This is a genomic window from Bacillus sp. DE0042 (genome assembly GCF_007680225.1).
Classification (GTDB): domain Bacteria; phylum Bacillota; class Bacilli; order Bacillales; family Bacillaceae_G; genus Bacillus_A; species Bacillus_A wiedmannii.
Genome location: NZ_VEJP01000008.1, coordinates 112,185 through 138,479, shown reverse-complemented (window position 1 = coordinate 138,479; position 26,295 = coordinate 112,185). Strand labels below are relative to the sequence as shown.

The following is a 26,295-nucleotide window of genomic DNA, read 5'->3' as shown; positions in this document are numbered from 1 at the left end:
CTTCTCATTCTTCCTTCTTCGGTTTTCCATCCGGATATGCCGTATTTTCAAGTTGATCTCCAATCCACATCGTTCCATCTTCCCAAAATTCTTTTTTCCAAATTGGGACGATTCGTTTTATACGTTCAATCGCGTATTCATTCGCTTCATACGCTACTTTACGATGCGGTGATGAAACTGCAATAACGACCGCAATGTCCATGATTTCTAACCGCCCTACTCGGTGCGTAATTGCTACTTTTGCGTCCGGCCATTTTCCATTAATTTCTTCACCAATTTTCGTAAGTTGTTTTACTGCCATCGGTTTATATGCTTCATACTCTAAATGTAATGTTCGTTTTCCTTTTGTTAACTCTCTCACCGTACCAATAAAAGTTGTAATTGCACCTGCTTCTCTTCTTGCGACTTTATTCGTTACTTCTTCAACTACAATCGGTATATCTACAATCTCAAATAGCGCTTGTCCCATTAGAAACACCTCTCACTTTATAAAATGCCCAAGGCCATTCACTACCTTCGTTATCTTCCAGCAAGAGAACATCTACGAACATATCTTTTTTATAACCTCTCGTACCACCTGGAAGTACAATAAATATATTTGTCTCTGCTAGAGAAGAAACCGAGCTAGATTTATCAAACCCTGACGGATAAGCAATTAATTGCCCTTCGTTATATGTCAGTTTTGCTCGCACAAATCTTGTAAATGGATTTGGTTTTAAAAAATCTTCTCCTAATAACGCTTTTTCTCTTTTTACATGTGCTTTTTCACTAAACATATACGTCCGAATACACGGCCTTACAAATAATTCAAATCCTACGTAACAAGCAGATGGATTTCCTGATAAACCAAATAATAACTTGCCATTTAATTGCGCTACAGTCGTAACACTTCCTGGCCGCATTGCAACTTTATTGAAAAGAACCGATGCACCTAACTTTTCGTAAATAGCTGGTAAATAATCGTAATCCCCTACTGATACACCGCCTGTTGTAATGAGCATATCCACTTGGCTTAACGCTTCTTTTACAGCTGTGAAACATGTTTGAAAATCATCGCTAAACTTCCCAAAATATTTTACTCTTCCGCCTGCTCTTCGAATTTGAGACAATATCATATACGTATTACTAATTCGGATTTTCCCTGGCTGTAATGAATCATTTACATCCAGTAATTCACTACCAGTCGCTAACAATCCAATTACAGGCTTTCTCGCCACTGGTACCTCACTATATCCGAACGTAGCAAGAAGAGCTAAAATCCCTGGATGAATGTATGATCCTTTTTTTGCAAGAACCGTTCCTTTACGAGCATCTTCACCTTGAAAAGAAATATTGTCGCCCATTTTGAATGATCGCTTCACTTCCATATAATTGTTGCCAGCTTCCTCATATTGACGAGTCAGCTCTAACATAACAACCGCATCACACCCATTCGGAATTTGTGCTCCCGTCATAATTCGAACCGCTTGAAACGGACCTACTTTCTCATCGAATAGCGATCCTGCGCCAATTTCACCAACTACTTTAAATACAATTGGCGTTTCATAACCCGCTAAATTCGTATCTTCTGCTCTAATAGCAAACCCATCATACGGTGAACGATTGAATGAAGGTACATCATGGTCAGCTACTAAATCCTCCGCTAATATACGTCCGTAAGCTAATTCAATAGGTAGTAGTTCCTTTAATCCCTCATTAGCAAATCCCATTACTTTACGAACAGCTTCTTCAACCGTAATTGGCACTCTTCTTTCCATTATTGACAACCCTTTCTATTAACCGAATACACGATAATATAATTGTTTCGCTTTCGAAATATCATTTGTACCATGAATGAAAACACGACCATCCCGAAAAATAACGACGCGGTAATCATCTAGTTGGCAAGATAGTAAATACAGATTCCGCTCTACTTTCCCTAGTTTGTTTAATACTTTTTCTATATCGTCAAAATCGTACTTTCTATTTTCTACTGGCCTAATTTGCACTGTATTTCTTCCGCATAAAGCAGCTACCTTCGTTTGGTTTTCGTATGATAAATAAGGATAAGTTCGATTCGAACCGCACGAAGGGCAATCGTCTGTTTTGCTTTTCCCTAGTTTTATAAAATGGTTTTGATTACTCCATATATCAAACATGAAAAATGTTTTTCTAATTGCTGAGAAATCTCCTACTAAAATTTTGAATGCTTCCGCCACTTGATATGCTGCGACAACTTGAACAGTCGGGCTAATAATTCCAGCTGTATCACATGTCACACCTGTAACAGGAACGTTCTTCAGCACACAATGTAAACATGGTGTCTCTTGCGGAATAACCGTATAACTCATACCGTACGATCCAACGCAAGAACCATATACCCAAGGAATATTATGTTTTTGTGATAAATCATTTATTACAAATCGAATATCAAAATTATCTGTTGCATCAATTATTACATCTACATTTTTTAATAGGTCTTCCATATTTTCTGCAACTGCATCCATTACGAAAGCATGTATTTGTACTTCCGAATTAATTTGTTCTAGCCGATTTTTAGCAGCGATTGCTTTCGGTATTTTCTCTCTCACATCTTGTTCAGAGTACAATTGTTGCCTTTGTAAATTACTCCATTCAACGTAGTCACGATCAATAATCGTCAACTTGCCAATACCTGCACGTACGAAACTTTCGGCACTTGCACTTCCTAATGCGCCTGCTCCTACAATTAACACATGTTTATTTCGAATTTTTTCTTGCCCTCTACTCCCAATCGGTTTGAACAACTGTTGTCGTGAATACCGCTCAGCCATTACATACCCTTCCTCTCAAGAACTCTATTTCATATTAGAATGTTGTTTTTGATAACAAGCAAAGTAAGCAAATCCAACAAATCCAGCTCCTCCAATTACATTTCCGATAAAAACAGGAACAAAATTTTTAGCAAGATCCATCCACGTCAGATGACCTGCAAAAATAACTGCCGAGATGACAAACATATTTGCTACTACTTGCTGAAATCCAATCACTACAAATGCCATAATTGGAATCCAGATTCCGATTATTTTCCCGACAAAATCACTCGTTCCATAAGCGAGCCAAAGCGCAAGACAAACGAGCCAATTACAACCAATTGCTAATATTAAAGTTCTCCCAAATGATTCATGTAATTTCCCTTCCGCTATCGCTACCGTTTTATTTAAATAATCTCCCTCTGTTAATCCGCCAAGATGACCGAAACAATACGCAACAAAAATAGCTCCCACGAAATTCATGAAAGTAATCCAAACCCAATTATTTAGTACACTTACCAATGTAATTTTCTTTGCATAAAGCGCCATAGAAAGTGACATCATATTTCCGGTAATTAATTCTCCTCCTGCTAATACGACGAGCATTAATCCAACAGGAAAAACCGCTCCTCCTAAAATATTGACTAAACTACCCCAGCGCTCAGGTAAATTACCTAAAACGCGAATGTTAAGTAAAAAACCGAGCGAAATAAACGCTCCTCCTAAAAAACCGAGAATAAGCATTGCTGGCAACGTCTGACTTACTTTTTGAACACCGGCCTCAATTACAAGCTCAGCAATTTGTTCCGGTTTATGAAATGCCATTACCAATTCCTCCATTTTCTCCAAATAAAAAAGCAGCTTCAAAAAACCTCCTCAAAATAAAGGTTTTTGAATGCTGCTTAATTTCTCTGCACATCTTTTACAGAGATATCAATCATCACTTTTACTATAAAATAGAAAATCTACAAACGTTGCATACTTTCCATTTTGTATATACTTCCTCAAAGCGTCACTCTTATATATCAACCACCAATATGTGACATTTCAATTTTAGGCGATCTTTTTTTACTTGTATGACTTAAGCGTTCATCTGAATAACGATCTTCTCGGTTGTTCCATATATCACGTACGATATATGTTATTTCCTCGTCACTGTATCCAGATCGAAGTAGTTCTCTCAAGTCATTTCCTTTAGAAGCGAACAAACAAGTATATAATTTTCCTTCTGCAGAAATACGTGCTCTCGTACATGATGAACAGAAGGAATCTGTTACTGATGAAATAATACCTATCTCTTCATCACTTCCAATATAACGATAGCGAGTCGCAACTTCACCTGCATAATTTGCTTCTATCCGTTCTAATGGCATAACTTGATGAATAACATCTACTATCTCTTGTTTCGAGACGACCTCTCTTAATTCCCAACCGTTATAATTCCCAACGTCCATATACTCAATAAAACGAAGAATATGCTTATTTTCCTTAAAGTATTGCGCCATCTGCAAAATATCTTGTTCATTTTTCCCTTTTTGAACGACCATGTTAATTTTAATTTTCATACCAACTTCAGCTGCAGCCTGTATTCCTTCCAGGACCCTTTGCACTTTGCTTCTATTACCATTCAAATAGAAAAACCGATCTTCTTCTAAGGAATCTAAACTAACTGTCACACGTGATAAACCCGCCTTATATAAATCAGGAGCAAACTTTTTCAGTAGTGATCCATTGGTTGTTAAACCGATATCCTCCACACCATCTATTTTATTAAGACGCTCAATAAGCTGCGGAAGACCTCTTCGAAGTAACGGTTCTCCGCCCGTAATTCGTAACTTTCTTACACCTAAAGAAACAAAAATACGTGTTATCCTTTCAATCTCATCAAAAGATAAAATTTTATCATTAGACAAAAACGAATAATCCGGACCAAATATTTCTTCTGGCATACAATAGCGACAGCGAAAATTACAGCGATCAGTAACAGAAATACGTAAATCCTTTAAAGGGCGTTGTAGTTTGTCTAATGTGACAGATTTCATCTTTATTGCCTCGCTTTTACTTATTTTATATTTATAACACGCTCTGGATGCGTATATACATTTAAGGATTGATTCCGAATAAACCCTATCGTAGTAATACCTAATTCTTCTGCTAGCTGCAAAGCCAACTCGGTTGGAGCTGATTTTGACAATATAATTTCACAACCGATCTTTGCAACTTTCAATAATATTTCCGAAGAAATACGACCACTAAAAACAATAATTTTATCTTTTATAGAAATATTATTTTTTAAACAATAACCGTAAATTTTATCTAACGCATTATGCCTACCGATATCCATTCGGCTTAAAATAATGCCATTCACATCGCACAAAGATGCATTATGAACGCCGCCTGTATGACGAAATGTCTCCGCAGATTGCTGCATTTCTTTCATTAACCGAAAACAGTCCTCTACATCAACCTTTACATGGATACCATTCATTTTTTTAGCGCTTAGTGCATCATTTGCAAAAACAAACCCTTGTCTACTCATACCACAACAGGAAGTAATATATCGTTTATTTTGCATTTGTTCATAATACGGATTTACTTTTGTCGTTGTTACATGTACAAATCCTTCTTTTTCCTGTACCCATATGTCATCAATATCTTCATACTTCCGAATGATTCCTTCAGATGCCAAGAACCCGATTACCATGTCTTCTATATATTCTGGAGTACTAACCATTGTAACAAACTCCTGTCCGTTCATTTTGATCGTGACTGGAAACTCTGTTACAATGCTGTCCTCTATATGCTTAAACGCCCCTTGTTCATAACGGAAGATTTCTCTTTCTACCTGTATCGGTTTCACGATCAGTATCCTTCTCTCACGTTATATTTTTATCAAAAACAAATACCGAAACTGCAATATCCTCTTCTACTTTCATATCTGAAAATAAATTCACTAATTTCGCTCCAACAAGTTCCTCCAAATGTTCACGGGAATTCGCAGCATACACTTCTTGAATCATTTTCGTTCTAGCCATATGAACCATTTCCGCACCGTCCATCGTACTTGAAATGAATTTTTCAGTAGGTGTTAAGTTTCCATAAAGGGTTGCAATCGCCATATTTTCAGCAAATACAGTATGAATTCTTTCTGGCCCTTTTCCGAAAAGTTCTTTTCGAAGTTTTCGTATCATATCATTAAATTCATGTACTTTTTTTGACATACAATTATACCTCCCAAAAGCCTCATTTTACTTTATTATATATTTTACCAAAATGATCCTTCCGCCCAAACTATTTCGTACAAACATTTGGGCGAAAAGGTTCACTTCATGAAGTTTATTCGTCTTTTAACCCTTTCCCCATACCTTTTAAGAAATGAAGTCCAAACCCGATAGCACGGTTAATGTCTGGGTCTTTCAATACTTTCATAAGATCGAATACCCCTACTTTTTTGTTACTCTCTAGATGTTCATTACCTTCTTCTAATCCTACTAATAAGCTACCTATAAGCTTTTTCGTAAGCCCCGGATCAAGTTCTGTTAAAGCACCCGCAGCACCCATCATATTATTAATTAAATTTGTAACAGGCTCACGAGTCACTTGGCCAAGAACAATCTTTGCGATTGGTTCTTTCGCCTTTAACATAGAATTTGCAGCTTCTAGCATTCCGATGTCATTTAATTCCCCAACAATATTAAACATTTGATTTAAAGCTTCTTCATTATTAGCTAGGAGCTCTTTTAAATCATCTAATTTTTGCTGTTTTATTTCTTCCTCAGTTAATTCTTGTTTTTGAATCATTTTTATAGGTGCAGCCATATTTTTCTCCTCCTACTTATCCGTTAAATGCACATACCCTGGACGTGCCCACTTACGATTCACCTCAATACCAGCTTGAGGATGACGTTTTTTGTTACGCGGGTTCGCTTTTGGCATCGGATTTGCGCCATCAACTTCTAGCACTTCCATACGCACTTTCGTTTGTTTATAAGCAGGTGTGTTGGTACGTACGTCCACAGCAGGACCTGTTAAGAAATTAATTGCTGTTTCATTATCTGTAGAGTTCATCGGTAAATATAACTCATTCGCTTTTACACGGTCTGTTACAAGTGCACGTAATTTTAATGCTCCAAAAGGAGAGACAAGGCGAACTAATGAACCTGTTTTCACTCCACGTTCTTTTGCAAGTGCTGGAGAAACTTCAACAAACACACCAGGTACTTTCGTTTGAATACCTGTTGATTTATTTGTCATATTCCCTTCATGGAAATGTTCAAGCATACGACCGTTATTAATGTGAAGATCGAACTCCGCTGGGAATTCAGCTGGACGTACCCAGTCAGCAATTGCAAAACGAGCTTTTTTATCTGGGAAGTTAAATCCATCTTGGAACAGAAGTGGTGTATTCGTTCCATCAAAACTTCCCCAATGGAAACTATTCCATCCTTCAAGTACTTCATAATTTGCTTGTGAGAATAGTGGTGATAAACTTGCCATTTCAGCAAAAATTTCACTTGGATGGCTATAATTCCAGTTTGCACCTAATTTATTCGCAATCTCCTGCACAATCCACCAATCTGGCTTCGCATCTCCAAGCGTAGGAAGAACTTGATACAATCTTTGTACACGACGCTCTGTATTTGTGAAAGTACCTTCTTTCTCAAGAGACGGTGCTGCCGGTAATACAACATCTGCATATTGAGCAGTTTTAGATAAGAAAACGTCTTGCACAACGAAGAAATCAAGGCTTGATAACACTTCATGTACGTGGTTCGCATTAGAGTCTACAAGAGCCATATCCTCTCCGACAAGATACATAGCTTTCATTTTCCCTTCATCAATTGCGTGAAGCATTTCAATATTATTAAGACCTGGTTCACTATTAATTTTCACTCCGTAAGCCATTTCAAATTTCGCACGTTCCATATCGTTAGTAACGTGCTGATATCCAGGAAGCCATCCTGGTAAAGTACCCATATCACAAGCACCTTGTACGTTATTATGGCCTCGAAGTGGATATGCACCAGCACCTGGACGACGATAATTACCTGTTGCAAGCAGTAAGTTTGAAATCGCAGCGGAAGTATCCGACCCACCTGTATTTTGCGTTACTCCCATACCCCAAAGGATACATGTACCATCTGCATCACGAATCATTTCAGCCATTTGAATAAGTGCTTCTTTTGAAATACCAGTCATTTCTTCTGCATATTCAAGTGTATATTCTTTCAGACTCTCTTTGAAATCTTCAAAGAAGTTTACATTCTCATCAATAAATCGTTGATTGTGCCAGCCTTGGTCAATCATATATTTCGTAACAGCCATTAACCATACTTGATCTGTTCCTTGCTTTGGACTAATAAAGATGTCTGAACGCTCTGCCATTTCTGTTTTACGAAGATCAGCCACAATTAATTTTTGTCCGTGTAATTTATGCGCACGTTTAATACGTGTAGCTAAAACAGGATGACCTTCTGTCGGATTACAACCTACAATAATAACAAGACCGGATTTTGCGATATCTTTAATCGTTCCAGCATCTCCACCCATACCAATTGTACGGAATAATCCGTCCGTCGCTGGTGATTGACAATAACGTGAGCAGTTATCAATATTATTCGTTTCAAATACTTGTCGAGCTAATTTTTGAATAACATAATTGTCTTCATTCGTAATTTTAGATGAAGAAATAAAACCGATAGCATCTTTACCGTATTCTTCTTTAATAAATCCTAATTTACTTGCAACTACATTTAGTGCTTCTTCCCATGTAGATTCAACAAACGCTCCATTTTTACGAATTAAAGGTTTCGTAATCCGTTCCTTAGAATTTACGAAATCCCAACCAAATTTTCCTTTTACACAAGTAGAAATTGCGTTAACTGGCGCATCAGAAGAAGGCTGTACTTTAAGAATTTTACGCCCTTTCGTCCACACTTCAAATGAACAACCTACACCACAAAATGTACATACTGTTTTCGTTTTCTTCGTACGAGTATCACGCATGGCCGCTTCCACTTCTGATACCGCAAAAATTCCGCTATATCCAGGCTCAACTTCTTTAATTAAATCTACCATCGGTTCAAGAATATCTGGTTTTAATCCCGTCATAAATCCAGCTTCACCGAGCATCGTTTTCTCCATTAAAGCATTACAAGGGCAAATGGTTACACATTGACCACAGCTCACGCATGAAGAATCATTAATATTTACTCCTTCATCCCAAATAACTCGTGGGCGTTCCGCTTCCCAGTCTATTGATAACGTTTCATTTACTTGTAAGTTTTGACATACCTCAACACATTGACCGCATGCAATACATTGATTAGGATCGTAGCGATAAAACGGATGCGTCATATCAACTTCACTTGCATCTACTTTTGGTTCATAAGGATATTTTTGATGTTCAATCTCCATTAATTCTGCTGTATTATGCAGTTTACAGTTCCCATTGTTGTTGTCACATACTGTACAGTATAATAAATGATTTTCTAGTAACCGATCCATTGCCTCTGTTTGTGCTTCTTTGGCATGAGCAGAATTACGTTCAATGTTCATACCTTCTGTCACTACTGCCGAACAAGAGCGCACTAACTTTCCGTCAACCTCTACAATACAAGTGTCACATGTTTGAATAGGATCTACTTCTGGCACGTAACAAATTTGCGGATGTTCAATCCCGTTCTCATTAATAACACCCAATATCGTTGAACCAGGCTCCGCTGTATACTTTTTTCCGTCAATTGTAATATGAACCATGTTGTTATTCATGGTCTTTCCCCCTTTTTGAGAATAAAAAAACTCCACCACGAAAATATACGCACCACATTTCGGCACGTTATTATCATGGTGGAGTAGTTTATTAGCACATCTTGCTAAAATACCAATCCATTTATTCATAAATAAAACGATAGATTCATAACAGGTCATATCACGATTCCATCTTTAACACTATAATTATAGCGTTAAAGCTAAAAATATACAATATAAAATTTAAACTACGCATATGTCAGCACGGAACTATCCATAATAACCCATATAAAACATAACAAGGAGTAAGCGAACAAATGGGGTCTTTTAATAAATGGATACGTGGTGAAAAATCTTTCTCTGCACAAGAACAAGCTGATCACCTTTTAAATAAATTTATCTCTTCCTCTCTTTCCCTTAATCTAAAGCACTTGTCCAAACTTTTTAGCGGTATTCCAGAATTAATTACACGTACTTTTCCGTTAAAAAACGGAAAAGAAGCTGCAATTATATATATGGAAGGACTTGTAGACAAAACTGTTATTAACATTGATATTCTTCGCCCTCTCCTATTTAAAGAGTGGAATGAAGATGATTGTTGGGAATCCTCAGTTACAGTCGGGAATATAAAGAAAGTTCAGCAGTGGTCAGACATTGAACAGTCCCTTTTACATGGTAAAAGCATTTTATTTATAAACGGACAACTTACAGCATTAGAACTAGATACACAATCGGCGCCAAAAAGAAGTATTGAAGAACCTACAACAGAAACTGCCATAAAAAGCTCCCACGAAGGATTTAATGAAGTAGCGAGCGACAGTCTTGCACTTATTCGTCGATATATTCCAAATCGCGAATTGAAAGTGAAGGAATTCACTGTTGGTGAACGAGCTACTTCAAAGGTTTTTTTGCTGTACTTAGCAGACGTTGCAAACGAAGGCGTTGTACAAGAAATGGCATGCCGCATCGAATCAATCAAAGTGGATGCCATTATTACTACCGGAGAATTAGAAGGGTTTGTTGAAGATAATTCCTATACTCTCTTTCCGCAATTATCAATAACCGAACGCCCTGATACAACGGCCCATCACATTTTGGATGGACGAATTGCTGTTGTTGTAGACCGCTCACCCGGCGTATTAATTGGACCTATGACCTTTTCATCTTTTTTTCAGACGATAGATGATTACAGCTTCCGCCCAATGATTCCATCTTTCATACGACTACTTCGTTTTACCGGACTATTTATTGCAATATTTGCTCCAGCTCTTTATATTGCTATGATTTCCTTTCATTATGAAGTGATTCCACTTAAATTATTGTTAACAATTGGAGAATCTCGAGCTAAAATTCCTTTCCCCCCTATATTAGAAGCACTTTTGATGGAATTAGTACTTGAAATGCTCCGCGAAGCTGCGGTTCGGCTTCCTGGTCCCGTTGGACAAACGATTGGAGTCGTAGGAGGGATTGTCATTGGACAAGCTGCTGTTCAAGCAGGAATAGTAAGTAATGTTATGGTTATCGTCGTATCTATTACTGCAGTCGCTTCTTTTATCATCCCTAACATGGAAATGTCAGCAGGAATTCGGCTTCTTCGCTTTCCAATGATGATAACCGCTTCTTTGTTTGGGGTCATTGGAATTATGGTCGGGATGGCAGTTATCATCATCCATATTCTTTCTATGGAATCACTTGGTGTTCCTTATGGTAGTCCTTTTTCTCCGTCATTTGCTTCGGATTTAAAAGACATTCTTGTACGGTTACCATGGAAACTAATGAAAAAACGACCACTATCCCTTAACTTAAAACAAGAGAATCGACAACGCGATATAGAAGAAACGGAGGAAGATAAGTGACAAAGCGTGCAAAGAGGGAGATTAGTTTATTTCAATACATTTTAACAATTAGTGGTGTTCAAGTAGGGTTCGGTGTCCTTACACTGCCACGTGAAGTTGCGCAAGGGGCGAATACAGATGGCTGGATGTCTATTATAATAGGATGCGCTATCACTACTTTAGTCAGTCTATGTATTGTAAAAATTATGGAAAAACATCCCGGGTATACTTTACTTGATGTGCTAACTCGTTATCTTGGGAAGTGGCTAGGAAGAGTAGGAATGATTTTTTGGATTTTATATGCTGTTCTTGCAGCTGTATCCTTAATTTTTTCCCTCTTATACGTTATTCACATTTGGATTTTACCTAGATCTCCAATGTTTTTAATCATGATGTTATTATCTATCCCAATGGTTATGCTCGCATGTAAAGGTGTTCTTATTATTAGCCGCTATGCTGTTTTTACTGTCTTATTTACACTCTGGATGCCATTGCTATTATTTATCCCACTTAAAGACGGGCATTGGGTTTATCTTCTTCCTCTCCTTAAAGAGGGATGGCTACCAGTTTTCAACACAGTAAAATCAACTATTATTGCCTTTCTCGGATTTGAGTTTGCATTTGTCCTTTATCCTTATCTCAGTAATAAATCATCTGCAAAAAAAGGAATCGTTATTGCAAATATGATTACTTTATTCGTTTACCTGCAAGTTACGTTCGTTTCTTTCGTTTATTTTAGCCCAGATGGTATAACTAAGTTTTTATGGCCCACTCTTTCTCTCGTTACACCATTTCACTTTTCATTTCTGGAACGGTTTGAAATTATCTTTTTGTCATTTTATCTCTTCATTATTTTTGATTCTTGCATTCCTTATATTTTCACTGCTTCAGATGGAATCAATCAGTTACTTAACAAAAAAGGGAGTTCATTACCTGTTTGGTTTTTATTATTCGGGTGTGTTTTCGTTTTATTTTTTTATATCCCATCCTCGTATCAAATAAGTGCATTGCGGGAATTTTGGGGAACTGCAAGTTATTTTATCGTTTTTCTATTCCCAGTCGTATTTCTCTTATACATGACACTTTATCAGCATTGGAAAAGGAGAAAAATTTAAATGAGACGCTTTATTTTCACTATATTTTGCTTTCTCATAACCTTTTTAACAGGATGTGGGGGAGATCGGCTCGACCTAGAAAAACAATCCATTTCATTAATTTACGGGTTTGACGCAAAAGCAAAAGGAAAATTAATTGTATACCACGTAAACCCTATTTTTAATGAAGATGTGGAGAAAAAATACGAAACTCATGAAGCGATAGTACATACCCCTCGAGAAGCAAAAGCAACATTTAATAGTTCAAGTAACGGTTTAGTATCTACAGAAAAGTTACAACTCATTTTATTTAGCACGAAATTTTTAAAACAAGAAGGAGCTATGCCTTACCTTGATGTTTGGTATCGCGACCCTAAAAATACTGGAAATATGCGCATGGTTGCAGTAGACGGTCCAATCTCCTCAGTTATATATAATAATTTTAAAGATAAGCCTGCACTTCCTGAATATTTAACAGATTTAATTAATACGAACAAACTATACAATCGAACCGCGTTTACGACATTCCATGAATTCCATAGGCAAACTTTTAATAAGGGTATAACACCTGCTATCTCAGAAATAAAAAAAGGTAAAAAAGATATTCTCGTTACCGGCTCTGCATTATTAACTTCTCGCGGAATCTATAAAATGTCTTTAAATCGATATGAAAGTGCCCTTCTTCTTCTATTACAAAAGAAAGCGAATATCCCCGTTTCACTTACACTGAAAATCCCGTCTAATTCAGTTGAAAGTAATAGTCATCTAAAAGATACAGACGGCGACGATTTCGTAACAATAAATGTTCTTAGCATGAATCGTGACATTCACACAGGCTATAACGATAACCACTTCAAATTTAATATTGCAATGAATTTTAAAGTTTCCGTATCTGAACTTACATTCAACATGGATATAGACAAAGGTAGAAAGAAATTAACTTCACTTATTACAAAACAACTAAACAAAGATTTAAACAATTTAATCCACAAAATTCAAAAACAGCAACTTGATCCATTCGGGTTTGGTGATTATGCGAGAGCATTTCAATATAAAGAATGGAAAACGGTTGAAGACGATTGGCCGAGTGCCTTTTCAAAGGCTAATGTGAAAGTAGCACCTACTATTAAAATTTTAGAGAACGGGATTATTAAATAATAAAAACACGCTACCTGTTCTTATAAGTAGCGTGTTTTCATTTACATTACAATTATTATTTCAATGGACTATACTCTATTTCCATTTCTAACATTACTGTGTTTTTTAGCATATACAAAATATATAAATACACCTATTATTACCCATGCTACAAAACTAATTAACGTAAGCTGAGAGAGGTTCAAAGCTAAATATATACAACTTACTATTGAAACGATTGGTAAAAAAGGTACTAGCGGCGCACGGAATGGCCTTTTCATATTAGGATGTGTCTTTCTTAATACAATAACGGCTATAGATACAAAAACAAATGCTGTTATCGTTCCCATATTCACTAAATTAGCTAATAAATTCAAATCCACTAATCCTGCTAATAAAGCTGCAATAATACCTGTAACCCACGTATTAAAAAATGGGGTTTGTAAACGTTTATGTACACTTGAAAGTCTTTTTGGTAACAACCCATCTCGACTCATCGAATAAGATACACGAACAAATGCAAACATAGCTACTAACAGAACTGTCGTTAGCCCCGCTATCGCCCCCACCGATAACAATCCAGCAATTCTATCTTCTCCCACAATACGCAATGCATATGCAACTGGATCAGCGACATTCAACTCCGTAAACGGAACCATTCCAGTTAATACGAATGAAACACCTACGTATAGAATGGTACAAATGAACAATGAAACAAGTAGCCCAATTGGCACATTACGTTGTGGACGCTTCACTTCCTCTGCAGCTGTTGCAACTGCATCAAATCCTAAAAAAGCAAAAAATACAGTAGCAGCACCTCCTACTACACCATGAAAACCAAAAGGTAGAAATGGTTGCCAGTTCTCTGGTTTTACATATTGTGTCCCTACAACAATAAACCCTACAATAACAGCCAGTTTAATAATAACCATTATATTATTTATTCGTGCACTTTCTTTTGCACCACGACTTAATAAAAATGTAACAACTAAAATAATAAGAACTGCTGGTAAATCAATAATTCCACCCTTTCCCATACCAGGTGCCGAAGCAAATATTGTAGGGATATGAATATTAAATCCTAGTAACAATGACTGAAAATACGCTGACCATCCTGCAGCTACCGCAGAAGTCGCTAATAAGTACTCCAACATAACGCACCAACCGACTATAAATGCAAAAATCTCACCTAGTGTCATATATGTATATGAATATACACTTCCCGAAACTGGAACTGTAGAAGCAAATTCAGCATAACAGAAAGCTACACACGCACATACAATCGCCGCTAATATAAACGATAATACAATCGCTGGGCCAGCATGTTTCGCTGCTACAATACCTGTTAATACGAAAATCCCTGTACCAATAATTGCTCCAATCCCTAAAAGAGTTAAGTCAATTGCACCTAAAGTTTGATTCAATACTTTTTTCTTTTCTTCATCCATTGTTTTCTTTATTAAAAGACTCATTCATTGAAACCTCTTTTTCAATTTTATCTCTTACTTATTGCAATCTTTATTACTGTTCTGTTTAAAAAATAAAAATATACATAATTCACTCTCCATAAACTTAATAATTTGATAAAAGACTGAAAAATGAATCTTTTTAAACTGTAGTAAATTGTAAAACAATTAATTCAGCAACACATCACTAAGAATGCTGATTGAATTTATCATACAATTAATTATATTGTCAACAATAAAATTAATTAAACAATAACGGTTAATTATGTATCAAATGTTATTTTTAAACATAATTATTTTCTTGAAAACATTGTTCCTTCTCATCTTTATATTTATATTCATTTTTTTATATTGATTTTTATACATTTTTCATTATATGAAATTTAAGAAACATCATCGTACCCTTAACTGAACTGTTATCTTCAAATAACAATCCAGTTAAGGATATGGAACCATTTTAAAGTAAATAAAAAGTGCAGATTTTCATCTGCACTTTTTTTATTCTTCTACTTCAGCTTCTGCACTATTATTTTCAAGATGTTCCTTCTGAGCCTTTTCTTGTAGCTCAGCTGAAATCATTCCATAATAAATTTCTGGATACAATCCAAATATTTGATATACACTTCCTAAAAACGGCATCGGAATCCCTCTTTTCTAAAGTTGTATTGCCACTTTTAAGGATTCCCTTTTCATTCATTATACATTCGTTTTTGGCGTTTCTTCTTCATCATGAACGCTTAATAAATTTTGCCACTTTTTATAAGGAGCACTATTTGGATCTACATAACCTTTCGCATACGAACGATCCCACAATTGTTTAATAAACATTTCTTTCTCTTTCTTTGCAACCATATCAGCACCTGTACCGTAATAATTTTGGAAATACAACTCAATTTCATCAAGGAATAGCCTTAATAATTCATCAGAAGTTTCTTCTAGCGTTGGGTCATATTTTGCTTCACGGTCATACATTAAAATCATATCTAAAATATTATGGACATGCTCTTTACGAAGCCATCTAATATCTTGAGCACCTAATACAAACGGATGTGTATATAAATGTCCGCCCTGTATCATAGCTTTTTCTTGTTCTTCTTCAAATCTGGATAAGATGTTTTCATAAATAAACGGATTATGAAGCAATGCTCTGTGTAATTTGTAACTTTCACTTGAAATATTTTTTCCCATCGACTGAATTAAGAAGCTACGTCCAACGCCGTTATATTGATACACGAACTGACCATCAACAGCAACTAAACTAATCCAGCGATACATATACGCGTATAGAAGAGCTCGATTACATTTATCATAATCCAACTTCGTTTGCGTTGCATTTAAGTCCGGCATGAATGCTGGTAAGTGCCAATACTTATCTAAATGCGGCGTTAAACTAGATTTTTTACTATTCAACTTGTTCACACGGCGATAGTATGACTGAAAATAATCACCTTTATCATTCATAAATCCATTTGCAATGTGTCCAGACGAAAGCTTAGGGAAGTCTTGCAACGATAAACCGTAATGCGCACGATAACAAATGACTTCAAATGGAGAAAAAGCTTCATGTACTGTATCTTTTTCTTTAAACATTTCTTGAATTAATTCCTCTTGTAGTTCTTTCTTTAAAGATGGATGTATACCCCAATATTGTAATTCCCTATGATGGGAAACTTTCGGCACAAATGGACTAGCTAAATGGAACAAGTCTTCAATTTTTTCACGGACGTATTCATCACGATCACGCTTCTTATAATCCGCTTCTTTTCGTAACGCCTCAACGATATTCAGTTCTAATTTATCGCGATAGCGTATTTGTAATTCATCGTAGCAATAACTTAGTATGTGCTCACGATAAAAGTCTTCTACCTTTTTCGATTGAATCTCTTCTGTTTTCGCATCCCGGCAGTATTCCCCGTATAAACTCATATAAATTTCTGCAGATATATCTTTCGGTAATACACCTAAATTTAAATGTTGCTGCATATCTTGCCATATTTTTTCTTGCAACTTCTCTTCAGCTAATACGTATACATTCGTTGGATTTGTTTTCCCTTCAAATTCCTTGCTGCGTTTTTGGATTTCGAACAATAAATTTTCACGTGTTTCGTGTAAATTATCAAAAAATCTTTCCCAATATTGAATCATTTTATTAACTGCTTGATATAGTGATTGATAAACGAGTTCTAATAGCATTTCTTTACGATACTCGTTTAATTTGTGTACGTACTGCGTTACAATATCTTCAAATTCTTTTTTAAACAAACGCTGCTGATTATTCATCATTTTTCCAAACCAGCCTTGTTGCTGTGCGATTTCTACTCGGCGAACAGCTGTTACCGTTCCATCAATATTACTCACATTAAATTTCTTATCGTAGTTTTGAATTAAATTACGCTTTTGTTCATTATTTTCATGTAAACGATTCATTTTCTCTACTAACTGCTTTCGAATTTCATACAACATAAAACGAGCTGATACTGGATGAACAGGATCTGTTTTCTTTAAAAACCATGTATTTAGTTGATATGACTGGCCTTCAGAACCACTTGGTGAAAAACGGTCTGATTCAATCATGTCATATAAAAGTGTCGTTACATGTTCATGTACGCGGCTCGGAATCGCATACGCATATAAACGAACCGCATGGTCCACCCTTGCTACTTCACCTTTCATTTGTTCCATCATTTTCAGTTTCGCAGCCGAAATTTTACACTCGTGCTGCAGACGGTTTAATTCCTCATCTTTTTGCACGGTACGCTGTACATAGCTTTCTACAGCCTCTAAAAACAGTTTAGATTTTGCAACACCAACCTTACCGCCTTCTGCTCCTTCACGCGTTTCATTGTACATTTGTCTATAGAAAATATGAGCCTGTTCCGGACGAGTAGCAAGATGTTCTAGGTCTTCTAAATAACTTTTCCCACGCTCTGGCTTTTCACGCTGCATCCCACGTTTTACATCTTGATCATATCTTTGCTTCTTCTCTTGAAACAATTGATCTAAATGAAGCCACGATTCATCCAAACCTTGCACAGCCCATTTTAAAGCACAATATTTTAACACGTGCTCATACGGATAAATAATCTTTGCCGTTCCTGCCCCGCAATATCGTCCTTTCCCGCTTGATTCTGCTAATTGCTGAATTTGATTATCTTCCTGTGCAAAATGATTTGCAGACATCGGACTAAATAACTGTAAATAAATCGTATTTGCCATTTGCTCCATATAATCTGATAAATTGTGCAGATGGTGTCCATGTAGATTTTCGTAATCGTATAGGAAACAATAATTGTACGGTAAATGATGTTGTTTAATCGTATGATTCGTTCTTCCGTCTTCATCTACTTGATCAGGTCGATATTCTAATTCAATCGTCACACCGCCGCGTTTTGATAATTCTCCAGTGGAACCGAGTGTAATGGCATGTAATTCTTTTAACGAGGCATAACCGTTTGCTTGCACCGTTTCAAACTCTTTCGCACTAACCGTTCTCGTCTTAACTAAAACGTCAGGCATTAGAAACGCACCACGTATTAAAATGTTGTGATGCTGCAGTTTTTTACGAAGCATTTCACGTAAATATAATGCAATTTGTAGAAACATCCCTGAACCTGTTCCGCCCGCTAGTGATGTTACGATAATGACACGCACTCCATATTCCGTTTGATCGCTTGTAACCGGAAAAATCTTCTCGATTTCTTGCCAAAAGGATGTCAATTTATCTTCTTTCATCGCAGCAAGTAACGCTAAACGGGAAATGACGCGTAACTGTCCTGCCCCTTCTGTCAGTGGTTTATCAAGTATAGTCGGGTCCATTGGAAACCACTCTGGAATCGTTGGATCTCCCGCAATATACTCTCTTGGCGTTTTACTAGAACTCGTTTGCGTCTTAAACTTTCGAATGTGATCAAATTTACTCAATGTATTCACATCTGTATCAAATACGTGCATTGCTACCTTTTTTCGGCGCTCCTCAGGTAGCCTTTCATATATTTGATGTGTCACAGTACTACCGATTCCACCTAAACCAATTAATATCGTTGGAACTTGTAACGTCATGTGAACCACCTTCCTATTCTTGCTTGTTTGAAAAGAAGGGGAGAAAGATGAGACTCCCTCCTTTTCCCTACCTACTATTCACACTCATATTTGTAAATTTCTTTACCATACCCTCTATCAATTACTAAAAGTTCATTTGGATATAGCGTCTTATGTTCCATTCCAATCTCATCTTCTGTTATAAACATCCCATCAATAATCATTCCTACTACTTGTGACTCTTTCGCTACAAATATTGATTTCGACCCTTTCTTTGCTATAAACGTAACGGATTGCACAGTCTTTCTTTCTGCTCGGAATGGAATACCAAAATAGTGCTTCCACCATTTATTTTTAAGTAATTCTGGCTCAGATTGATATAACCAATCTTTCGCTACTTCTTGATCCCATTCGTAATACAATAGTGCTTTTCGGTGAAATCTTGGGCGAACAATCCATCCTAAAACGATTATTCCTACTACTAACAATAATAAAGTGATAGGAATAACAAACTTAAAAATAAGCGCATATTTTTCATAGAACGGTGCATTTTGAATATGAAGTGATATATTTTTCTTTACTTCTTGTAATTTTGAATCTTGTATAGTGATGGTAGCTTCTACGGTGCCGGTATCTGTAAAATTGAATGTGTCGGAGTAATGAGGGCGAGGATAAATATAAATTTGATTATCCTGTTGTTTTATTTCATAGTTGATTGATTGTTTAGATGTGACACCAGTAGATTTTAATAGTTTCTTTACAGCTTCTTCTGTCATCGGCTTACCATCTAACTGTGGTTGTATAATAAACGGTTTACTATTCTCTAAATTCGTTACTTTTTCCTCATAATCTTTCGTAATAGTTTGCAATGATAATTTTGGTTTTTCAGTTACTTCGATTTTAAATTCCTTCGTCTGTCTGTAAAACCCCTTTATGTTCATATGAACTTTCCCGCGCACTAACCCTTTATCAATCTTCGTTTCGTAGTAAAATACATGTTTTTTATCGTCCCACTTCATCGGGTACTGTTTTCCGTCTATTTCTACTTCTGACTGAAAATATGAAGACTGAATTGGTAATTCCGTAGGCTTCGCTTCAATAACAGCAGTAACACCTTCGTACATTTTCTCCACATTTTTTTGACTACTATCGTCTTTGTCATAAGTAGAAACAGTATAGTTAAGCGCCGGTTCAACTAGTACTTGTAATCCTTCTTTCTCAATATCTCGATCCACTTCTATCTTATAAGTTCCTGGTTTAATAACTTCCTGATTTTCCGTACTTATATGAACTATATTTCCGAATAATTTCGCTTCTCCTGGTGCATGTATGGAATAAGAAGATTGTAATTGTAATGGTTTAGAAATTTGTGTGACCTGATAATTAGACAAAGAAGGCGATTGTCGTACAAGCGTCATACGCTTTAACGGAAATGGCGTTGTAATCTCTACTTTCTTCCCTACTACTTTCGTTTTTACAATCGATTCAACAGAGGAGAACGGATCACGATTTGCAACTAACGCTGCCACTTGATTGACGCTTTTTACAATACCGTCCTCTCCACTAGATGGCATCGTAACTCCATTTATCTCTTTCTTCCATATTTCTTTAAACGTATTTAGTTGTGCCTTTTCTTGCTGCCCTAAATCCTCTTCCATCGTAATTAAAATTGGATGTAACGATATCTTTTTTGCATCCATTTCTTTCTTAAACTGTGCTAACTTCTGTGTAATTTGTTCTTTTCCGCCAACCTTATCTTTCTCTAAATCATTAAATGCCCCGTCAGTTAAGACAATAAGCCAAAATTCACGTTTTCCATCTATATCTGCTTCCTTTTTTATAGATTGCATCGCCGTTTCTACTGCGCTAAACGGGGTATTTAAATACGTTTTCCATGCTCCAATTCCCTCAATTTCTGTTTGTCTCTTATCCTTCGTTAACGAAATGTTTAATGGATCATTCGGCTTGCTCATTGGAACATAAAAGAATTTATCTTTTTCATCTAATAGCGCAACTAAACTTTGCAAAGCATAATTGGCATATTTCCAGCGATCGTTATTTCTCATGCTGCCCGAATCATCATATACAAGTGAAACGACCCTTTCCTTTGCCTCCTCTCCTTTTGCAAAAGTCCAAAAAGGATGTAACCATATAAATAGAAACAACATGAATGTGGCACAAATTCGAATTTTCATGATGAGGCTTCGCCACCTTTGTAGACAAATTCCTATGTTTAAATTTATGAGAGGAAACAAGATATATGACTTGTATTTTAGGACAACTAACACACCATAACTTTATTATGTAAATAGTTATATAAGCTGAATATGATTCCTTCTAGCGTTTTCCATCCAATACTATAAGTAAAAAAGCCTGTTTAAGCTCTACACTTAAAACAGACTTTTCCTACTTTTCATATTGAAAACACTTAACAAAAAGTTTGATTTTAAATTAACACATCACTTCAATTGCAAATCCACCAGGTGCTTCCACATAAAACGTATACGCATGTGCACGTTTAGGAGCCTCAACCAAAAATCCATCTTCCTTTAATCTTTGATTTATCTTATCTACTTGTTCTTCACTTTCTTGTGGAAATCCTACATGAAATGTTTTTGGATAATGTACGTCTTTCCCTTTCATTAACGTTAATATAAACCCATCATTATCACGCATAACTGCAAAGCCATTTCCCCTTGTTCCGCTACAAGTTAAACCAAAATACTTTGCTAAAAACTCTCTCGCAGCTTCTACATCTGCAACTGTTAAATTAAGATGTTTAATTCCCAACCCTTCACCTTCTTTCTCAATTTTCTAATATTTTATCATACAAATAAAAAACACGCCTTTCACAGCGTGTTTCATTGCTTCACATACACTTCAACAATCGGATTATCTTTATGATCCGCATGCAAGCGTATATTCTCCTCACTCGCGCTATAAATACTAGCTAATAACATAATTGTTAACAAATTAGGAGTCTTTGCATCACTCCCGTATTTCCTTTCAAGCGCTTCCTTATATTCATAATCCAAATCCCCCTGCACATATGTATACACTTCAAAACCATCTTCTAAATTACAAACTACTGTATCAATAATATCTGCCCCTACTTGCTTCTTCATTTCCTCTCGCAACGCTTCAATAAATTCTTCCCACGGTACTTCGTATGTCTGAAACTGATCTGTAGATTTCATTGCCTTTTCCTCCTTGCTATATCCTCTTCCTATATTTCCCCTTTCCTATAACAATTATGATAGATAGGGCATTCGTACAAGCCGCACTTGTCCCCTTTACATATCGTATTACTGTAATGGGGAAGGAGGAAAGAACATGCATAGACAAAAATGTTATGATACATGCCAACGTTATTTCGGTAAAGTCGTTCGCATTGAAGATCGTGATGGTCGCATTCATTTAGGGAAAATAATTGATGTGACAAAAAGCTCTGTATGGATTGAACCAGTGCAACAGCGCTCATCTTTTGACACTGGATTCGGATACTACGACGCATATGCAAACGGTGGTTGTGATCTTTGCGGCGGCCTTAGCAGATGTGATAGTTGCGGATTTGGTTGCGGTGGTGGTTGCGGCGGTGGTTTTAGTAGCTGTGGATGTGGCGGTCGTGGTTGTGGTGGTTGCGGCGGCGGTTGGGGTGTTGAACTCGGATTTGGTTTCATTTTCGGAATTACTTTAGCTGCATTATTTTTCATTTAACATAGTAAAGAGTTGACTACCTTTAGCCAACTCTTTTGCTTTATTTTTCACATATAAATATGCGGTGTCCTAAAACATGTTGATACATAAGCCTTACACTTTCATGCTGTACCCACGCATCATATAATTCATTTGGAATATATGATGATACATTCCATTCCGGCTCTTCTATATAGCCAGAGATCGTTTCCGCAATTGTACCACCACCAGCAATTGTAACCCGCTTAAAGTTTGCTTTCTGAAATAATTGTACCCACTCAATCTCAGTTAATAATTCTTTCATCCCATATAACCTGGAAATCTTTTCTTCTTTACTCTTCTCAATGTGTCTATCAATAATCATTTCAATCACAACAAGCTTTCCGTCCTTCTGTAATACACGATAGCACTCCGAGATAACCCTTTCTTTCTCTGTAAAAGCGAGTATCGATTCTCCGAGTACGAGCTCAAATGAATCATTTGAACAAGGTAATTGTTCTACATGCCCTTGAATCAATTGTATATTCAATCCTTCAAATGACCATCTATCTTTCGCCTTTTGAATCATAATTTCATTCTTTTCAACTGCTGTTACTTTATAACCACATTCTTTTGTCATATACGCCGCTGTTTTCCCCGTGCCGCAACCTATCTCAAGGACATTCGCTCCATCTCTAAAAGGCAGTTGTGCTAACAATTGTTTTGTTAACGTAAAACCGCCAGGATGAGCACTCCCTATTCCGTAATAAGCTAAGAAATCGATGTATGTGTTTCGTTTCATGGAATTCTCCTTTTAATTTTCTATATTACTTATATTCCAATCTACAAAAATGGTGCATTCCCCCACTAAAGCTCTTTTCAAAATAAAAGCAATCCAACAATGAATTAATCACGTTGAATTGCTTTTATTAAAAATCATCATATTAATATCAAACAAACGAAAATTTAGAATACTGCATCTTATAAGATGTTATACCAAATTTAATATAATTTTTACACTTCTAACTGAGAATTTGTATTTCTAATACGACTTTTCCATGCTCCAATACACCAAAGAGCTATCTCAAATAGAGTTAGACTTAATAAAATTAAACCATCCCAAAAATTAATTGAATTTATTTGATAGCTACTAATTTGTTGCACCGCTCCATTAATAGCTGTATATCCTGCTGGAACTGTATAAAATATAAATAATAAACTCGCTGCTATACCCCCAAGCACATAAAAATAGCTGTAATACTTCGCCAGTTTCTTTTCTTTTTCTGGTAAATTAACATATATGTTCTTTTTAGAAGCCACAATACTTTTCAATAAGTATGCTGTAGCACTTTGAGTAAGGTTAGAACTATTAAAATATGTTATTAAAATATAGTAAAAGTCTGTCCTTAAAAAGATTGCAAATTGAGATACAATCCTATACATTTGAATAAGTATAATCATTCTAGCAAAGTGATAGATAAATTCTTGGTTTTGCATAAAAAACTGTATCAATACAGCGATAAAGAGAACCACCATATCCCAACAAAGACCAGCTAAAAAAGGGATATACCTTTTTTGTTTTTCCTGTGACCATAGTTTATTCATATCAGCTTCTATAACAATCCAAAACCATCTAATACTTAACTGAAACCGAACTGGGACATTTTCTTTTGCAGCTGCAAAATAATGTCCAATTTCATGTAAAAATGTTAGAAGCCACGATACAATAAAGAATATGAACAAGCTGATACCAACTGATTCAAAAAGAAACATGTCTTTATAATTTGGTAAAAGACTAGGCTCATAGCAAAACATTCCAACAGTTAATATACTTAATATTGTATACATAATTACCGTTTCTTTTCGAAAAAACAAATTACCTATTTTTTGTTTCCATCCTAAATTCATATCCGTTTTTATTATTTCCATCAATACTTTGCCATCTAATTTATGTATAAGATTTAATTCTAATAATAATTCGACAAAATCTAAAACATCGATTTCAATTTTATATTTATTCTCAATTTCTTTTTGAGCTTCCTCAATACTCAAACCTTTATTTAACAGTTCTATTACTAAGACACCCTCGTATGGAATTCTAATAAATATATCATTATACAAATCTCCTACCGTATATTCCTCATCATCTTCTTTTTGAATTGATAAATGACTTAAATCCACTATAGAGTCTAATGTTAATTGATTACTCATTTAACTGCCATCCCTTGTTTCGCTATTGAAATTAATTCTTCAAGACTAACTGGCTCAATATTCTCATTCCCTTTTCCACATGTAGGGCAGTCAGGCAGCTTGTCCCACTTGAAATTCTTTTTAATCTCTATATTTATTTTATCATAAATCATTGTAGTAGAAGCAGGCATAGCCTCTGTATAGCCTGAAAGCAACTTAGCTACTTCAGAAGTCATAAAGCCATTTAATAATGCAACATGAGGACCGGTTGTAACATTTCTACCTGGAAAATGATTATTATAAATTGCTTTTAATTGATGTTCAAAGAAAGGATCTAGGCGAAGGGCATGAATTAAATAGCAATCATAACAACCACTTTGATTAGGTACTATTCTCTCCCAAATTATTTGTGTGTTACTTACTCCCCCTTGAATAAAAGGAATATTTTGCTTCACACAAGCTGCATTTACCCATCTATTACAAAGAATCGCTGGTGAATCTATAGCATTTATTACAATATCTGCTTCTTTTATAATTGAGTTCAAATCATTTGAACTTTTAATTTTCTTATTAATAAATTTAAAATTCACATCACTATTAAGCTCTTTCAGACGGTTCAATGTTGCTTCTGTTTTTAATTCCCCTATATTTTTCTCTGAATATAAAAATTGTCGATTTAAATTACTCGTTTCTACTAGATCATAATCCACACCAATAATATTTTCCACACCTAGCCCTGTTAAACACGCCACACCTAAGCTAGCACCACCAAGACCTAATATCGCTACTGTTGAATCTTTTATATTTTTTTGAAATTCAAATTTATTTTTTTCTAACGAAGTAAAATTCGTATAAAATGTTAAATTAGCTCTGTACCTCTCTAAATCTTTTTCATTTATGTATTGATATGGATCAATACTATCATCCTCAATACAACCAATTTCATTGAGAGCATGAATACATTCTTCAATCAGATCAACTGGTATTGAGCTTACTTCAGAAATTTCAAGTATATCTCTCTTGCCATCCAACAACTCAATTATTTCGTTTATCACGCCATCTGAATCATCAATTTCATAGCTATCCGTTTCTAATCCTATCCGTATTACATTTTGATGTACTACTACGGGTTTCATTATTTCTTTAAATTTCGGTCTCATACAAATACCTCCATCAATTTTGATAGACCGTACATAAAATAATGCACGGCCATTTTTTCTAACTTGGTATTAACTATGGTGTACTACTAACGGTACTAACTTCTCTACTTTACGTACTTGGATTTTTACTTTTTTCATACTAGAACCTCCCTTACTTATTTAGTCTATTTTTCAATGAT

General features: G+C 35.7%; 22 protein-coding genes. 4 read left to right on the top strand and 18 right to left on the bottom strand.

Going from position 1 to position 26,295, the window contains the following annotated elements; translation table 11 throughout:
* Positions 1-4: 4 nt before the first annotated feature.
* The 9 genes from moaE to fdhF form a co-directional block, all read right to left on the bottom strand.
* Complete coding sequence (gene moaE / locus FS802_RS25165; RefSeq protein ID WP_000529380.1) at positions 5-469, bottom strand: molybdopterin synthase catalytic subunit MoaE; 465 nt, start codon at positions 467-469, stop codon at positions 5-7.
* A complete protein-coding gene (moeA, locus tag FS802_RS25160) occupies positions 450-1,757 on the bottom strand; it encodes a molybdopterin molybdotransferase MoeA (protein ID WP_144525548.1) in 1,308 nt (435 codons plus the stop codon). Before moeA ends, moaE begins: the two co-directional genes overlap by 20 nt.
* An 18-nt stretch (positions 1,758-1,775) precedes the next feature.
* Positions 1,776-2,792, bottom strand: a complete 1,017-nt coding sequence (locus tag FS802_RS25155) for a molybdopterin-synthase adenylyltransferase MoeB (RefSeq protein WP_000840959.1) — start codon at positions 2,790-2,792, stop codon at positions 1,776-1,778.
* 24 nt (positions 2,793-2,816) lie between these two features.
* A complete protein-coding gene (locus tag FS802_RS25150; RefSeq protein ID WP_000864002.1) occupies positions 2,817-3,596 on the bottom strand; it encodes a formate channel in 780 nt (259 codons plus the stop codon).
* A gap of 200 nt (positions 3,597-3,796) precedes the next feature.
* Positions 3,797-4,813 (bottom strand): GTP 3',8-cyclase MoaA, encoded by a 1,017-nt coding sequence (gene moaA, locus FS802_RS25145; RefSeq protein WP_218012318.1) that lies wholly within the window; start codon positions 4,811-4,813, stop codon positions 3,797-3,799.
* A 20-nt stretch (positions 4,814-4,833) separates the two neighbouring features.
* A complete protein-coding gene (fdhD, locus tag FS802_RS25140) occupies positions 4,834-5,631 on the bottom strand; it encodes a formate dehydrogenase accessory sulfurtransferase FdhD (protein ID WP_000802678.1) in 798 nt (265 codons plus the stop codon).
* 16 nt (positions 5,632-5,647) lie between these two features.
* Positions 5,648-5,992, bottom strand: a complete 345-nt coding sequence (locus FS802_RS25135) for a Na-translocating system protein MpsC family protein (RefSeq protein ID WP_000039582.1) — start codon at positions 5,990-5,992, stop codon at positions 5,648-5,650.
* A 115-nt stretch (positions 5,993-6,107) separates the two neighbouring features.
* Entirely contained in the window at positions 6,108-6,590 is a 483-nt protein-coding gene (locus FS802_RS25130; RefSeq protein ID WP_000729895.1) for a helical membrane plugin domain-containing protein, read from the bottom strand.
* A 12-nt stretch (positions 6,591-6,602) separates the two neighbouring features.
* The gene (gene fdhF, locus FS802_RS25125; protein ID WP_144525546.1) at positions 6,603-9,542 is read right to left on the bottom strand and encodes a formate dehydrogenase subunit alpha; all 2,940 of its coding nucleotides are present in this window, start codon (positions 9,540-9,542) and stop codon (positions 6,603-6,605) included.
* 296 nt (positions 9,543-9,838) lie between these two features.
* On the opposite strand from fdhF, the gene FS802_RS25120 reads away from it, so the two are divergent.
* From FS802_RS25120 to FS802_RS25110, 3 genes are read left to right on the top strand one after another with little or no spacing between them, the layout of a single operon-like run.
* The gene (locus FS802_RS25120; protein ID WP_098708126.1) at positions 9,839-11,377 is read left to right on the top strand and encodes a spore germination protein; all 1,539 of its coding nucleotides are present in this window, start codon (positions 9,839-9,841) and stop codon (positions 11,375-11,377) included.
* Positions 11,374-12,471, top strand: coding sequence for an endospore germination permease (locus FS802_RS25115; protein WP_000166512.1), 1,098 nt, complete (start codon positions 11,374-11,376; stop codon positions 12,469-12,471). The genes FS802_RS25120 and FS802_RS25115 overlap by 4 nt, the downstream gene beginning before the upstream one ends.
* Positions 12,472-13,608: a Ger(x)C family spore germination protein gene (locus FS802_RS25110; RefSeq protein ID WP_098720303.1), complete on the top strand. Its 1,137-nt coding sequence runs from the start codon at positions 12,472-12,474 to the stop codon at positions 13,606-13,608.
* Positions 13,609-13,676: 68 nt separating this feature from the next.
* On the opposite strand, the gene FS802_RS25105 is transcribed toward FS802_RS25110, so the two are convergent.
* The 6 genes from FS802_RS25105 to FS802_RS25080 form a co-directional block, all read right to left on the bottom strand.
* Positions 13,677-15,059 carry an amino acid permease gene (locus FS802_RS25105; protein ID WP_000054731.1) on the bottom strand — a complete coding sequence of 461 codons (1,383 nt, stop codon included), beginning with the start codon at positions 15,057-15,059 and terminating at the stop codon, positions 13,677-13,679.
* 492 nt (positions 15,060-15,551) lie between these two features.
* Positions 15,552-15,692, bottom strand: a complete 141-nt coding sequence (locus tag FS802_RS25100) for a hypothetical protein (protein WP_001116184.1) — start codon at positions 15,690-15,692, stop codon at positions 15,552-15,554.
* 57 nt (positions 15,693-15,749) lie between these two features.
* A complete protein-coding gene (locus FS802_RS25095) occupies positions 15,750-19,112 on the bottom strand; it encodes a tubulin-like doman-containing protein (RefSeq protein WP_000175132.1) in 3,363 nt (1,120 codons plus the stop codon).
* Between the two features lie 74 nt (positions 19,113-19,186).
* A complete protein-coding gene (locus tag FS802_RS25090; protein WP_098654638.1) occupies positions 19,187-21,286 on the bottom strand; it encodes a vWA domain-containing protein in 2,100 nt (699 codons plus the stop codon).
* A 256-nt stretch (positions 21,287-21,542) separates the two neighbouring features.
* Entirely contained in the window at positions 21,543-21,881 is a 339-nt protein-coding gene (locus FS802_RS25085) for a VOC family protein (protein WP_048565909.1), read from the bottom strand.
* Between the two features lie 71 nt (positions 21,882-21,952).
* A complete protein-coding gene (locus FS802_RS25080; protein WP_016086844.1) occupies positions 21,953-22,288 on the bottom strand; it encodes a hypothetical protein in 336 nt (111 codons plus the stop codon).
* Positions 22,289-22,424: 136 nt separating this feature from the next.
* On the opposite strand from FS802_RS25080, the gene FS802_RS25075 reads away from it, so the two are divergent.
* Complete coding sequence (locus tag FS802_RS25075; RefSeq protein WP_098708124.1) at positions 22,425-22,808, top strand: hypothetical protein; 384 nt, start codon at positions 22,425-22,427, stop codon at positions 22,806-22,808.
* A 40-nt stretch (positions 22,809-22,848) separates the two neighbouring features.
* On the opposite strand, the gene FS802_RS25070 is transcribed toward FS802_RS25075, so the two are convergent.
* The 3 genes from FS802_RS25070 to FS802_RS25060 form a co-directional block, all read right to left on the bottom strand.
* Positions 22,849-23,568 (bottom strand): class I SAM-dependent methyltransferase, encoded by a 720-nt coding sequence (locus FS802_RS25070; RefSeq protein WP_098654636.1) that lies wholly within the window; start codon positions 23,566-23,568, stop codon positions 22,849-22,851.
* A gap of 212 nt (positions 23,569-23,780) precedes the next feature.
* The gene (locus FS802_RS25065) at positions 23,781-24,977 is read right to left on the bottom strand and encodes a hypothetical protein (protein ID WP_098654635.1); all 1,197 of its coding nucleotides are present in this window, start codon (positions 24,975-24,977) and stop codon (positions 23,781-23,783) included.
* Positions 24,974-26,116, bottom strand: coding sequence for a HesA/MoeB/ThiF family protein (locus FS802_RS25060; RefSeq protein WP_098654634.1), 1,143 nt, complete (start codon positions 26,114-26,116; stop codon positions 24,974-24,976). Before FS802_RS25060 ends, FS802_RS25065 begins: the two co-directional genes overlap by 4 nt.
* Positions 26,117-26,295: the final 179 nt, after the last annotated feature.